The organism is Salipaludibacillus sp. CUR1, assembly GCF_021028955.1.
Lineage (GTDB): Bacteria > Bacillota > Bacilli > Bacillales > Salisediminibacteriaceae > Salipaludibacillus.
In genome coordinates this window covers 15,131-28,908 of sequence record NZ_JAIWPE010000002.1, presented here as the reverse complement: position 1 = coordinate 28,908, position 13,778 = coordinate 15,131, and the positions used below count along the sequence as shown (strand labels likewise).

Here is a 13,778-nt window from a genome sequence, read left to right as displayed (position 1 = left end):
AAAAAAAAATGCAAGTATTTTAATGGAATTTTTTATCGCATTTTTCGCTAAGGTTTTCCACTGCACTCTGCCTTGTATTCCCTGTCATAGCTCAGTTGAAACGGGAAATACATAACCTCATATAATATGCTCTGCCGAAGTAAATATTATACGTGTACGGGAAAGTGTCTCCGTTCAATTTTTGCAGGAGGTTATGATACAATAAGGGAGTTACTTTAGCGTAAAGAATTGAATGCAGGAAAAAAGGAGAATGGACGTTGACGAAAAAATACTGGCTCATCCTTATAACGTTTATACTTATGCAGATCTCCCCTCTGGTTATTATTCCTCTGCTGTTCGCTGCCGGTTTTACCGGTAATGAAGCAGAATTACAAGGGATGTCTGTATTTATCGGATTTACTCTCGGGTTTATTATTATCTCACTTATCGCCTGGCGCACAAAGCCGGACCGTAACTTTATAGAGGACCGGGCTGATACAGGCCGGACAATCTTATGGGCTGTCGGCGGGATCTTTCTGGCGTTTGCTGCCCAGTATGCTGCCTCACTGATTGAAGTGCTTGTCTTCGATATAGAACCGGGCTCTGAAAACACCGAGGTCATTGTAGAAATGGCGACGGCTGTACCTTACATGATTATTGTGGTAGCGGTCTTTGTACCGATTATGGAAGAGATCGTTTTCCGGATGGTCATCTTTGGAAGCCTGTTTAAGCGGTTTGGCTTCTGGATTGCTGCTGTAGCCAGCGGCCTTATATTTGCAATTGTCCACTGGGACTTTGAACATTTGCTTGTTTATCTTGCCATGGGGATTGTCTTTGCCTATCTGTATGTGAAAACAAGGCGGATTATCGTTCCTATTATTGCACACGTAGGAATTAACTCCTTTGTTATGCTGGTTCAGGTTATTTTCGGTGAACAGCTGCAGGAGCTAATTGAACAAATGGAAGAACTTGAACAATCTGTTCAGGCGTTAATTGGAGGTTTCTTCTTATGACTAAATCACCTAGGTTTTACGGATATCTTTACTTTTTCCTGGGAACATTATTTTTGTTTTTTGCGATCCAGTCTGCTTCCCAGTCTGCGGGATGGGATTTCTTCACCATCCTGTTAATGGCCTTCGCTGCGATTGATTATTTTATTGCTTTCCGTTATTTCGGAGCCGCCGCAAGGCAGCAGCAGAACGGAAAGAATGATAAATAGTCACATCTTAACTGTCCGCCTCTCCTGATATAAAGGAGCCAGGCGGGCAGTTTTTTATTTCTCACAAAAAAACCTGCTGTGACTTACACGTCACAACAGGTTTTCTTAATTTCCGCATTTCGGCCAGCTTACGCTGTAAAAAACCGGCCTCTTACTCTTTCATACTCATCTGATGCTCACAATCTATAAACTGGTGCATCTGTCTTATCACATCTAAATAAAACCCTTTTTTCAGCTGTTCGGAGACCCTGCGCTCAAATTCGCCAAAAGCCGGGCCCAGCACGTCTTCCAGAAGGTCTTTCATCGTGCTGTCTATTTTTTCTTTCTCATTGAGCCCAGTGTTTTCCCGCTTCATCAGTAAAAAGTGGAGAAACATGAGAAGATGGCCGATATGATCATGGCGCAAGTATTTTTTCTCCGCATACCCCATAAACCCTTCCCTTTCATAAAGTGCAGCAAGCTTTTGAAGAAAAGCCTCTTCACCCTCTTGATTATCAGGGTATATAAATGTTCCGGCAAACGGTGGAACGTAGTGGCTGCCGGGAATAAAGAACAGGTTGTCATATTGGAAAGCCAATTCTTCCTCGGGCGTCGTTCCCACCTGGTGGAGGACGTTCAGGAGACTTTCATCCAGCCCTGCCAGCCCCTCATTATATTCTTCAACCAGATTGATTAAAAAGTCTGTTTCTCCGTACATGACTCTGGCGAACACGAGGTAAAGCAGGCTTTTCTCTTCTATAGAATGGTCAGCTGTCGTCATGCTTTTTTCACCTCCACTTTGGCATAAAGCTGAGCGGCCGATCCTCCAATCGGGTCAAACAAGCCGTTATTTTTCAGGATCGGATCAATACTGAGCAGATTATTCGCTGAGAACCCGGTGTCTCTCCCTTTCGCGTAGAGCCCGGACTCTTTCTTCGGCTTTGAAAACTCATAGCTCGTGTGCCCGTATTCCGATGCCGCCCCTGTCCATTTGCCGTCAATTTTGATCGGCTCGGAGGCATAGGCGGTGTGCCCGAAATTGTAGCTGCTTCCAACAACTCCAGGACGGATGCCTTCAGTGACTAACACCCGGCCTTCCGCTTCATAATCACTGCCGGTGATTTTAACTTTGTCTCCATTTTTCAGGCCGCGCGCTTTGGCATCTTTTCCATTAATCCAGATCGGATTGTCTTCCCTCACTTCCCGGAGCCACGCATTGGAAATTCCTCTGTGGGTGCCGATATGCTTCGCTTTCCAATTTGTCATTACTAAAGGTAAATCGCGGTCGTATTTTGATTCGTCATATTCTTTAATTTCTTCATAAACAGGAATACCGCTGTAAAATTCTCCGCTGAATGAATGCTTGTTGCGTGCTGTCACTTCATCATAGAAATTTGCCTGGCCGCCATACTGGTATTTTACATGCCGGCCTTCATTTACATACTCGCTTCCCGGCTCTTCAAACCGTCCGCCGCGGTTAAGGACATAAACAACTTTTGCCCATTCGTCATCTTTAACGGCACCTTTTAAACGATCCAGATCAAAGAATTCACCCAGGGCTTTTTCGCGGGCTTTGATAAAAATCTGCTGCTCTTCATTGTCAGCATCCGGTACGGGTTCGTCCTCGTAAGCGATATTTGCTGCCATTTTAATATAGTATTCTTCATAACTGTTTAACGGGCTGCCGTCAGTAAAGGCATTTTCCCCGACGCCCGGAAGTCCGAGCATTTTTCCCATATCAATAAAGACGTCTTCGACAGCTTTCGCTTCAGGAACCACACGGGTAACCGGCTGCATAATACTGCTCAGTTTATGAAGCTGGTTCGGATATATTGTTTCCTGTCCAAAGCGTTCAAGATAAGTTAAATCTGGGAGCACGTAGTCTGACAGTTCTGCTCCTTCACTGACGGAAATATCCAATGTGACAAGAAGAGGAATTTTCTTCTCGTCTTTTAAAATATCACGGTAAACATGGCCGTTTGGAAAAGAGAGAATCGGGTTGATCCGGTAAACGAACAAAGCTTTTAAACCGTAAGGGTATTCGTCTGCCGCACTCGGAATAAGCTCATGGGAAGAGTTCCCGGTGGCTGAAAACCATGGCCGCAGGGCCGGGTATCCACCGTCTCTTTCAAACAATGTGCTTTGTTCATAATTGGACTGTTTCCTCGTAATCGGAATTCCCCATGGCGCCCGTGCATCAGGCACTGTGTCTAAATCGTAGACGCCGTCAAACGGGCCGTAATTAGCGCCTGAAGAAATGCTTCCGCCTTTCCAGTCATAGTTGCCAATCAGATGGTTAAGGATATTCATGGCGCGGACGCTGTAGTAGCCGTTCGTGTGCATAGCGTTTCCGCGGTACCCGAACGCCGCCGCTTTTTTTCCATAGGAAGTAAATTCATCCGCTGCTTCTTCAATGAGGCTCACATCAATGCCTGTGATGCCCGAATATTCCTCCAGCGTGTGCTTCATAACTTCCTCTTTATAAAGCGTAAAAGTGGATTTCACTTCGATGCCGTTAATGACGGTATCTACTTCCAGGTCTGCTTCTTCTACATTAGTTGCCACATGAGGCTTACCGTTTTTAAATACGATATACTCCTCTTCCCCGCCCATATCTATATCAGACGCACGCAGTTTTTGTTTCGACGCTTCACTTAAATTGACTAAATGTGTCGCATCGCTCCATGTCGGTTCCCCGTCTTTTTCTGCTGCTTCTTTGTTCGGGTTCACTAAATAGCGGCGGTCATACCGCTCGTTCTCAATGATCCACCGTCCCATCGCGAGGGCGAACGCGCCGTCAGTGCCTGGAATGACCGGAATCCAGTGGTGCGCTTTTTCAGCGGTTTTCGACATTCTCGAATCGACAACGGCCATTTTCATTCCGCGCTCAATGGCGTTAGTAATTTGGGGCGCCATCCACGTAGGTCCTTTATTTGCCACGACAGGGTTTGTACCGAACGCCATCATGTAGTCGATATGGTCGATATCTGTATACGTCCGGCGTTTTCCGTGCTCGAATGACCGGTTATTTCCGATGACACTGCTAACCCCGCAAATACCTCCGTGGTCGTCAAAGTTAACACTTCCGAATCCCTGGCTCCAGATCCTTGTGTTCGTAAAATGACGGCGGTCTCCGCCCAGACAGGCTACCTGGTTTACTTTAGGGCCGAAATCAGGGTGTTTCGTATCGATGAGGACGTCTTTATATTTCTTATCAAATTCGTCCTGGCTCATGTCTCCATCTTTCACTTTTTCCCAGTCGCCCATCACCTTCTCTTCTTCTTCGTAGGCAATAAGGTCTTTTAAGCCTGGCGTCCCTAAGTCACCGCTCCCTTCAACGATTTCTTTATACGCCTGCTCCCAAGAAATGGTCTTCCATTTGCCGCTTCCGCGCGGACCGACCCGCTTCATCGGCTTTTTAAGCCGGTACGCGTCATATGCTGTCTGAATCCCTGCCTGGCCTTTCAGGCATGTTCTGCCGCCGCGAAGCCCCCGGCCTGCGACTGCCACGCTTCCTCCGCCTAAAGCTGCTGCTGCTGCGGGTTTTGTATAATCAATCTGGCCCATCGGTTTCATCGTTAACGGACTGTAAGGATTTCCCGCAATCTTTCTGACAAGCGAGGTACAGCCTCCCTCGATCCGTCCCTCTTTTACATAGGCTTTAATCGTACAGTGCGTATTACACTGCTCACACGTTGTATAAATGACATTTTCCGCAGTATAATCTTCCGTTTCAGTGCCTATGCCATGTTCTGTATCTGCCCACACGTTCCCTCCGGTGATCTGACGGACCGGACTGCCGAAGAAAGGAGAAGCCACAGCGATGGCACTGAGAATACCTGCTCCCTTTACGAATGAACGCCGGTTAACTTTTTTATCAAACACGCTTTTTTTACTCATGACCTTTCACTTCTCCTTCCTGTGTTTCCAAAGGTAAGAATCTCGCTCCTAAGGAATAAAGGAATAATCCCATCGCCACAACACCCAGGGAGCTTAACCACTCTACCCAGTTAGGGAAATAGAACCCTTCAGGCAACCCTTTCATTGACTGGACAATCTGTGTCGGAACGACAATGTTAAAGCGGACACCTATAATTCCGATGACTACTAGTACTGCGGCAATCGTCAGTGCCTTAACTGACTGGTTTGTGCGCTTACTGAATACAAGGTAGATTGGTACAACCGCTCCCAGGAAAATCTGGACACCCCAGAATGACCAGGACATCGGGCCGGTAAACATAACATCGAGGACAGCCATCTTATCCGGCTTCATGCTCAAACCTGCCACAAGAAATTCATAAAATTCCAGCGTCAGATCGATAATCAGGAAAAAGATCATTAATACGGCAAGCCCTTTTATCATCGTTAAATCGACTGATTTTCCGCGGACTTTCCTCTGGATAACATACATTGCTATTAACAGCGCCGTACCGGAAACAAGAGCAGAAACAACAAAGATAATCGGGAACAGCGGGGTGTTCCAGTAAGGCTGGGCAGCGACAGCGGCAAACAATGTTCCTGTCCCGCCGTGTACACCGATAATGGCAATAGGGATCCCGATAATTCCGAGAATTTTCATCCAGCGGTGATCTTTCTTTGCCGAAATCTCTGAGGTATCGCTGCTGCCAAGGCGGATGACATTGGCCAGTTTCCCTTTAAGACCAGCTGACTTGTCTTTAGCCAGTTTAATTAAATCAATTCTCATCGCAAACCAGAGTTCTGTTGCCAGTAGTACCATGTAAATCAGGTAAAACCGGACTTCCCAAGACAGGATACTGAGAACGTTCCAGTACATCATCGCGTTAAACGCTCGGTCCATTCTTCCTAAATCGAGCAGAATAAATGTTAAAGCGACTACCATGCAAATTAAAGCAGTAAACAATGCGAAACGGCCGACCCGCTCATACTGTTCCATGCCGAATACGAATATTAAGGTCGACAGCAGGAAGGCGCCAGCGCTTAAACCAACGAAAAAGATATAAAAGGCAACCCAGGCTCCCCAAGGTACAAACGTACTGAGATTGGTCACGGCCAGGCCTTCGATTACGCGGTATAAAATAGCACCGCCCCCGGCAATCATGCTGACGATTAAAACGGCCATCCAAATCTTAAACCGCTTCGCAAGTGTTTGATTGGAATGTGTGTCATTGCTTTCTTTTAACATTGCTGATTGACTCATCGCTTTTCCCTCCTAGCGTAAATAATAGACTCTCGGCTCTGTGCCGTACTCTTCTTTTAATCTGAAAGCCCTTGAACTGTTTGCCAGTTTCGATACGGTACTTTCCGGGTCATTGAGATCTCCGAAATATCTGGCGTCCCCGATACACGTTTCTACACAGGCAGGTTCTTCTCCACGCTCAAGCCTGTGGAAGCAAAAATTGCATTTCCGGACGGTTCCGACAGGAGCTTTCCCTTCTTTTCTCTTGCCCCGGTCCATCCCGTGTTCCGGGGACGTCACTTCTTCATATCCGAGCATTTCATCGTAGTTTTCACCAAAGTCGAACGTTCGCGCGCCATACGGGCAGGCGACCATACAGTATCTGCAGCCGATACAGCGGTCCGCATCCTGAACGACGATCCCGTTATCTGCTTTATAAGTCGCCCTCACCGGACAGACAGACGCGCATGGCGGCTTGTCACAGTGCATACAAGGACGGGGGATGTTCGTTCTTGAAACATTAGGGAACGTCCCTTCCTCCTCTATGAATACCTGATTATATGACACGCCAGGAGGCGTCCTGTTCTCAGCTTTACAGGAAACAGTACACGTTTCGCAGCCGACACATTTCCTTAAATCTATGACCATCCCCCATTTCACGTTGTCGTGAGACCCTTCTGAGGCATGGACTTCAAGCTTCTGATTAAACTCTTTACTTACTGACTCCTGATATTTGCTGACAAACTCTTCCTCGCTTATCAGTCCGTCTGAGAGTCTCCGGGCATCTTCCGCCATGTTAAGCCCGAGAGAAGTATCGTATTTAGAAGACTTCAGTATATCCGCTCCATTTACAAGCCCTTCATTAATCAGCACATCGTATTTCGTACCCATTGTCAGTTCCCCTTTCTCCCCTGTCTTTTATGAACGGTCATCCTTCTGTTCATCGGATGCCTCATCCCTCGTTAATTCTCGCGTTGACTTTTTAAATTCTTTCAGTGTGTCTCCGACTGCCCGGCCCATTTCAGGTAATTTTTTCGGTCCAAAAACAATCAGGGCAATGACTAAAATTATAATTAATCCTGGAATGCCAATATTAGATAGCATGTGTCTCTCCCCTTTCTTTTCACTTAATTAAGATGCAAGACCCGTGCCAAAATAAAAAAAGGCCCTTCATTTTTATTAAAAAAAATGAAAGAACCTTTTAAAATAGGGGTTATTTTTTTAAAATAAATACTTTTTTAATATTGAGTGTAAATTTTGAAAAATATACGAGACGCCTGCGGGAAAAGCAAGAGCTGAAGATCCACCGGGGTGTTTTTCCCCGGTTAGCTGAAGCCTTGCCCGAGGCAAGCGAGTATATATATAAAAATTTACATTATCTATAACAGATAAGAGTGTACTGAATTTTTCGGACGCCTGCGCCTTCTAATTATGACAATCTGGCATACGTGTCATTCATGCATGACAAAATGTCACAGCGGCAAGCTGGACGGAACGACAGCCGGTTTTAATCCTTTTCAAGTTCATACTGGTCAATCTTACGGTAAATATTCCGGACACTGACCCCTAAAATATGCGCCGCATCAGACTTGTTCCAGTTTGTATAGTCAAGGACAGCAGCAATATGTTCGCGCTCCACTTCTTCAAGAGAGCGTTCGACATGCCCGGACGCGACAGGTGTTTTACTTAAACGGTCCTCCCCGCCCGGAAGCAGCAAATCGCCGGAAGTGATTGTATTTCCGGAACATAACAGACACCCCCGCTCAATAATATGAAAGAGTTCCCTCACATTTCCCGGATAGTCATACCTCATCAGAGCTTTCAGGGCTTCGTCAGACAACGATTTTTCCTTCCACTCTTTTTTAGAGGCGAGGTAGAACTGAACAAGTTCAGGAATATCATCCTTTCTTTCTCTTAATGGAGGGACCACAATCTTTAATACTTGCAGTCTGTAAAATAAATCTTCACGGAAATTCCCCTTTGCCACTTCCTCTTCCATATTCCTGTTTGTCGCGGTAACCACTCTCACATTAACCCGCCGCTCTCTTACCTCACCGACCCGCCGGAATTCTCCTGTTTCAAGAAACCTCAGCAGCTTAACCTGCGTATCTAAAGGCATTTCCCCGATCTCATCCAAAAATAAGGTGCCTTTATCAGCCACTTCAACAAGCCCTTTTTTCTCTTTTTGAGCACCGGTAAAAGCACCTTTCGCATGGCCGAATAACTCGCTTTCCAGCAGTTGTTCCGGAATAGCCCCTGAATTGACGGTTATAAACGGCTCGTCCCTTCGTTCACTCCAGTAATGAAGAGCTTTTGCAAACAGTTCCTTTCCTGTGCCGCTCTCCCCTTCTATTAAAATTGAGGCATCGGCATTGGCTACTTTAGCAGTTAACTCTTTTACCTGGCGGATTTTTTCGCTTTCTCCGATGATATCAAACGTATTTTCACGGAAATGCATCCATTCTTTCATACTGTGGTGGTCTTCTTTAAGCTGTTTTTTCTCAAGCGCTTTTCCAAGCACGACTTCGAGTTCCGCCAGGTTATAAGGTTTGGTTAAGTAATCATACGCGCCTTTTTTCATGGCTTCGATAGCTGTTTCAATCGTTCCGTGTCCGGTCAGTACGATGACTTCCATCGCCTTAGACTCACTTTCTTTGACTTTTTCAAGCAATGTCAGCCCGTCCATGCCATCCATACGGATGTCAAAAATGCCAAGATCATAGCTTTCTTTTTTAAGATTATCTAAAGCAGCTTCAGCAGATGGAAAGCCCGCTGCTTCATACCCTCTCCGTTTCAGCCGTTTGACTAATAAACCCCTGAGATCTTCTTCATCATCAACTATAATGACTCGTGTCATTCTGATTCCCCCTCGCTTCCGTCAGCGTCTTTCCTGTTCACCGGCAAGATCACACGGAAAACCGATCCTTCCCCCGGCTCACTCTGCACTTCCATTGTGCCTTCCATTTGCTTAACAATGCCATAACAGACAGATAAACCAAGTCCGGTTCCTTTGCCTGTAGGTTTAGATGTAAAAAACGGATCAAACAGTTTAGGTATATTTGATTCGGGAATGCCTATGCCGTTGTCTTTAAAAGAAACGACCGCCTCTTCCCCTTCCATTTCCACAGTTATTTCGAGTACCGGAAACTCTTTTTCACTCATGGCATCTACAGCATTCTGAATAAGGTTTACAAAAACCTGGCTGATTTTTAAAGGATCGCCGCTAATATCCGGGATCTTTTCATGCGGCTTTTGAAGTTTAAGACTGACATGATTCTTTTTGAGCGTATGGTTCATGAGCATGAGACTGTCATCCAGTACTTTTTCGATCGGAAATTCTTCCGCCTTGAATGCCGACTTCCTGGAGAAGTTCAATAAATTATTTGTAATTTCTTTGCAGCGGTTAATATTTTTCCTGATAATATTTAAATAATCAGCCATTTCTCCGCTCTCAAGCAGTTCTTCTTTATCTTCCTCCAGCCGGTCGGTTAAATCTTCCGCATACACCTGCACTGAAGCAAGAGGGTTGTTGACCTCGTGTGCAAAACTTGAAGCCATTAATCCAAGAGCCGACAGTTTATCAGTTTGGACCAGCTTTTCTTCCATCCGTTTTTCTTCAGTAATATCTTCCATCACTATAAGGACTTCTTCATCTTCCTCAAGTGTATGCTGGAGCGGGAAGACCCGGTGCCTGTAAATCCGCTGTTCCCCATTTTCGTCTGTTTTTGTAAGATTTTCATCCATTCTTTCAAAAGATGCCGATTCATTCAGCGGACAGGAATAGCACGGAGAATCTTTATCATTAAACATCCGGAAGCACGGGACGCTCCGCTGATCACCGATCCAGCTTTGAAGTGTCGGATTCATCCAGGCAATGGAATAGTCTTTTTTGACAACAGCCAGACCTGCGTCCATGCTGTTAACCACGATATCCAGCCTTTCCTTCTCCTGCTCCAGACGACGCTCTTTTTCCTGAATTTCTGTGTTCATATCATTAAAGGCGGCCGTCAGTTCTCCGAATTCATCATTCCGGTCGACAGGCATTTTTTCGGGCCAGTAACCGTACTGCATATGTTTCATCCCGCTTTGCAGCCGTTCAATCGGTTTGACGAAATAAAGCCCGGCATAAATACTGATCATGCTTCCAAAAAGAATCATAAACGAAGCTGTAAAGCTGCCTCTCCTCAACATGTCGAAGATTGGCGACAGCATCTCTCGCCTCGGCTGTTCCATAACGAGATCCCAATTAACCTCATCAATGGACGACTGGATGACCATCGTGTTATCCGGCACTTCCGTCCTCTGATCTGTCTGCCATAGCCTCGAGTAATCCTGATGGGCGATAATCTGCTCATTTTGATCGCGCAAGTAAACCTGGGCATTATGTTCCATCTGGTAGGAAGACACATTCCCGATTAATTTCTGGAGTTGTAACGACACTCCCAGCATTTCCCCGTTTTCTTCTGACCTCACGATTAACTGGATAAAAGGCTGGCCGTAGTCATTAAACATCACATTTGAAAAAACGTGGTTATCATTTGCCAGAACGGAGAGCTCCGCCTGGTCACTCACCCATAAACCGCCTTCAGCAATTTGATTAATACTGTACCTCGAATACCTTGTCTGGACTTCTCCCTCAGCATTCAAAAGAACGATTTCGTCAATTGATTCCTGTTGTTTTAAAAGGTCATAAAACACACCGGACTGATCCTCCAGGTCACCCATACTCATCATCATATCGAGCTTCTGAAAGGTGCTGCGAATATCATTCCTGATCGTCTCTGCAAAGTATTCCACTTTCCGTTCCTGCGAAACAGCAGCTGAATCTTCGACGTAATCGGACATTTCCATCAAATAATAAACCGAAATGAGGACAAGAGGAATAATTGACATAATCAGGCCGAACAACAGAACTTTATAACGGACAGACCGGAAAAGATGTTTCATTCTCCTTCACCTCCGCCATTCTTTACAGGTTCTGTTAATTTCAGAAGGTTTTCATCCAGCTCCAAGTTCAGTTGTTCACTTACTTCCTCATTAATAAAAAACGGAATCTGGTCAGGCAGCTCCACCGGAATGTCACCTGGTGAGTTGCCCTGCAGAATCAGGCTGATGTGCCTTGCTGCCTGAAAGCCCTGTCCATAAAAGGAAGATCCGTAACCAAACAGAAAACCGGCCTCGACTTCATAATCATAAATTCCCATCACAGGCACCGAGTTTTCAAGAGAAAAAGAAACAATCTCATCTGTAAATGCTTCGACCTGGTAACTGGGTAGTGTCATAAGGCCGTCTCCTTCTTCCAGAACGTCTTCAAGAGCCTCCTTGTCAAAATGGCCTGAAAGATGAAAAGGTTCAACTTGTATTCCAAGAGCGTCAGCTGCTTCTTCGGTTAATGCCAGAGAGCGGCGGCTGATATCAATATCGTCGCTGTATATAAGAACCACCCGCTCAAGACCTCCAATAATTTCCGTAAATAGTTCCAGACGTTTCGCCGACAGATTCATGTGAAAGTTACTCACTCCTGTAAACGCGCCGCCCGGCTCTCTGAAATCTTCGATGATGCCTGTTTCAAGAGGTGCTGCCATTCCCACAAACACAGTAGGAATAAAGTGATTTTGCTCTTCCATAACCTCTGCCAGTACCTGGGTTTCAATCCCCCCAAAAGAAGCTATAACGTCCGGCTCTTCTTCGATAACCAGCTGTTCAGCATAAGGCTCCAGCAGCTCAGCGTCTTCTTCGCCTTCAAAAATAACAAAGGATATCCCATCCATTTCGTAGCCTAATTCCTCTAATCCATCTTTTATGCCGTCAAGTTTATCAATCCTGTTTTCGCCGGATAATAAAACGCCAATTGTAACCGTGTCTTCTTCAGCCCTCTCAGTCATAAAAAAAGCCGCAGTGAGGGCAATAATGACAGCTATCAATATTAATATCCATCCTTTTCTCACTGGGCTTCCCCCCTGTCCGCGGCTTGAGCTCTTCGCTGCTTGTTATATTCTTTACCGAGCAGTATTCCCGCTGGCACAGATAAAAATGCCAGGACAGCCATAATTAAGAAGCCTTCCGTAATTGCTGTTAAACTGGCTTCTTCAAGTGACATGCCGTTTGCTGCCATGACCTGTCCCCGGCGCACTTCAAAATAGATCGAAACGAAGACAATGCCTAAAGCAGAGCTCATCTGCCGGAGAACATTATTCATGGCAGAGCCGCGTGAAATAAATTTTTCCGGAATAGCGTTCATCCCAGAGGTAGTGGCAGGCATGGTGCTGAGCCCCATCCCAATGCCGCGGAGAGCATTTAAAAGAAAAATGACCCATATCGCTGTATCCATACCAATAAAACCGAGGATTGCGGTCCCGACTGCGACAATGATTAAACCTGTCGTTACAATAAGCGAGGGACCTTGTTTATCAAGGAGCCTCCCGCCCACTGTCATAAAGACGCCGGTTAACAGGGCAGCAGGCAAAAAGGTTAAACCCGTCATGATGGCTCCATAGCCATAAACTTGCTGAATGAGAAGAGGCAAAAGAAAGATGCCTCCGAAAAGGCTGATCGAACTGATCATCGCCACCCATACACTGTACGTATAGGCGGGAACTTTAAATATAGACAAATCAAGAAGCGGCTGTGCCGTCCGGTTCTCAATTTTTATAAATAAAATAAGAGACACAACTCCTAAACTTATAAATCCCCAGTTAAGCGGATCAAGCAGATGGTTCAGCGACGATACTCTTCCGAGGGCAAATAAAATAGAACCTACTCCAACCGTGACACTGATAAACCCAAGCTTGTCAAACCGGATGTCTGACACTCTGCCTGTCTGCTTTAAATAAAGCATAGAAAAAATCAGACCGACAAGCCCCGTCGGTATATTAGATAAAAACAGCCATTGCCAGGAGCCCATCTCGATAATCACGCCTCCGAGTGTTGGACCGATCGTAGGCGCCATCATAGCGGCTATGCCCCATACGCCTGTTGCGAGGCCCCGTTCGTTTTTCGGGAACACTTCAAAAATAAGAGCCATAGACAGAGGCATCATGACTCCTCCGCCTATCCCTTGAAGGCCTCTGAAAAAGATGAGTGACTGAAGGTCCCAGGACAATGAACCAAGGACTGAGCCGGCAAGAAATAACGTTAAACCTGACATATACAGCTGCTTCTTTCCGAATTTATCTCCAAGGTAACCGGTTAAAGGCATGACCATCCCCATCGTTACCATAAATATAGTGATCACCCATCCAGTGGCTACAGCGTCCGCGTCGAACACCTGCATAAAATGGGGGACTGCCGGGTTTAACATACTATTGTTTAAAATAATTGTAAAAGTTCCGAGTAATACCGTAATAACGACAAGCCATTTTTCCGGTATTTTAGCCATTAAACTCACCTGCATTCTTCCTTCGTTTTGCGAAATACTCTTCTTCTATTCTACCATGAGTTGAA

Annotated in this window: 11 protein-coding genes; 2 read left to right on the top strand and 9 right to left on the bottom strand. The window is 45.7% G+C overall.

The features are described 5' to 3' along the window. Positions 1-257 precede the first annotated feature (257 nt). Together K8O68_RS00165 and K8O68_RS00160 are read left to right on the top strand one after the other, a co-directional pair. Positions 258-992 carry a CPBP family intramembrane glutamic endopeptidase gene (locus K8O68_RS00165; RefSeq protein WP_230894931.1) on the top strand — a complete coding sequence of 245 codons (735 nt, stop codon included), beginning with the start codon at positions 258-260 and terminating at the stop codon, positions 990-992. Further along, positions 989-1,198 (top strand): YdiK family protein, encoded by a 210-nt coding sequence (locus K8O68_RS00160; RefSeq protein ID WP_230894930.1) that lies wholly within the window; start codon positions 989-991, stop codon positions 1,196-1,198. Before K8O68_RS00165 ends, K8O68_RS00160 begins: the two co-directional genes overlap by 4 nt. A 151-nt stretch (positions 1,199-1,349) precedes the next feature. Here the strand turns inward: K8O68_RS00160 and K8O68_RS00155 are convergent, their stop codons facing one another. The 9 genes from K8O68_RS00155 to K8O68_RS00115 form a co-directional block, all read right to left on the bottom strand. After that, on the bottom strand, positions 1,350-1,958 hold the full coding sequence (locus K8O68_RS00155; RefSeq protein ID WP_230894929.1) for a molecular chaperone TorD family protein: 609 nt from the start codon (positions 1,956-1,958) through the stop codon (positions 1,350-1,352). Further along, on the bottom strand, positions 1,955-5,077 hold the full coding sequence (locus tag K8O68_RS00150) for a molybdopterin-dependent oxidoreductase (protein ID WP_230894928.1): 3,123 nt from the start codon (positions 5,075-5,077) through the stop codon (positions 1,955-1,957). Before K8O68_RS00150 ends, K8O68_RS00155 begins: the two co-directional genes overlap by 4 nt. Further along, entirely contained in the window at positions 5,070-6,356 is a 1,287-nt protein-coding gene (gene nrfD, locus K8O68_RS00145; protein ID WP_230894927.1) for an NrfD/PsrC family molybdoenzyme membrane anchor subunit, read from the bottom strand. The genes K8O68_RS00150 and nrfD overlap by 8 nt, the downstream gene beginning before the upstream one ends. A gap of 12 nt (positions 6,357-6,368) precedes the next feature. Then, positions 6,369-7,226, bottom strand: a complete 858-nt coding sequence (dsrO, locus tag K8O68_RS00140; RefSeq protein WP_230894926.1) for a sulfate reduction electron transfer complex DsrMKJOP subunit DsrO — start codon at positions 7,224-7,226, stop codon at positions 6,369-6,371. Positions 7,227-7,253: 27 nt separating this feature from the next. After that, entirely contained in the window at positions 7,254-7,439 is a 186-nt protein-coding gene (gene tatA / locus K8O68_RS00135; protein WP_230894925.1) for a twin-arginine translocase TatA/TatE family subunit, read from the bottom strand. A 403-nt stretch (positions 7,440-7,842) separates the two neighbouring features. After that, on the bottom strand, positions 7,843-9,192 hold the full coding sequence (locus K8O68_RS00130) for a sigma-54-dependent transcriptional regulator (protein ID WP_230894924.1): 1,350 nt from the start codon (positions 9,190-9,192) through the stop codon (positions 7,843-7,845). Further along, positions 9,189-11,282 (bottom strand): sensor histidine kinase, encoded by a 2,094-nt coding sequence (locus K8O68_RS00125; protein WP_230894923.1) that lies wholly within the window; start codon positions 11,280-11,282, stop codon positions 9,189-9,191. The genes K8O68_RS00130 and K8O68_RS00125 overlap by 4 nt, the downstream gene beginning before the upstream one ends. Beyond that, the gene (locus K8O68_RS00120) at positions 11,279-12,283 is read right to left on the bottom strand and encodes an ABC transporter substrate-binding protein (RefSeq protein WP_230894922.1); all 1,005 of its coding nucleotides are present in this window, start codon (positions 12,281-12,283) and stop codon (positions 11,279-11,281) included. The genes K8O68_RS00125 and K8O68_RS00120 overlap by 4 nt, the downstream gene beginning before the upstream one ends. Further along, positions 12,280-13,728: an MDR family MFS transporter gene (locus K8O68_RS00115; RefSeq protein ID WP_370640457.1), complete on the bottom strand. Its 1,449-nt coding sequence runs from the start codon at positions 13,726-13,728 to the stop codon at positions 12,280-12,282. The genes K8O68_RS00120 and K8O68_RS00115 overlap by 4 nt, the downstream gene beginning before the upstream one ends. Positions 13,729-13,778: the final 50 nt, after the last annotated feature.

Excerpts from the sequence above, each read along its gene's own strand:
- K8O68_RS00160 (WP_230894930.1), top strand. The coding sequence starts at position 989 with ATGACTAAATCACCTAGGTTTTACGGATATCTTTACTTTTTCCTGGGA.
- K8O68_RS00155 (WP_230894929.1), bottom strand. The coding sequence starts at position 1,958 with ATGACGACAGCTGACCATTCTATAGAAGAGAAAAGCCTGCTTTACCTC.
- K8O68_RS00150 (WP_230894928.1), bottom strand. The coding sequence starts at position 5,077 with ATGAGTAAAAAAAGCGTGTTTGATAAAAAAGTTAACCGGCGTTCATTC.
- nrfD (WP_230894927.1), bottom strand. The coding sequence starts at position 6,356 with ATGAGTCAATCAGCAATGTTAAAAGAAAGCAATGACACACATTCCAAT.
- dsrO (WP_230894926.1), bottom strand. The coding sequence starts at position 7,226 with ATGGGTACGAAATACGATGTGCTGATTAATGAAGGGCTTGTAAATGGA.
- tatA (WP_230894925.1), bottom strand. The coding sequence starts at position 7,439 with ATGCTATCTAATATTGGCATTCCAGGATTAATTATAATTTTAGTCATT.
- K8O68_RS00130 (WP_230894924.1), bottom strand. The coding sequence starts at position 9,192 with ATGACACGAGTCATTATAGTTGATGATGAAGAAGATCTCAGGGGTTTA.
- K8O68_RS00125 (WP_230894923.1), bottom strand. The coding sequence starts at position 11,282 with ATGAAACATCTTTTCCGGTCTGTCCGTTATAAAGTTCTGTTGTTCGGC.
- K8O68_RS00115 (WP_370640457.1), bottom strand. The coding sequence starts at position 13,728 with ATGCAGGTGAGTTTAATGGCTAAAATACCGGAAAAATGGCTTGTCGTT.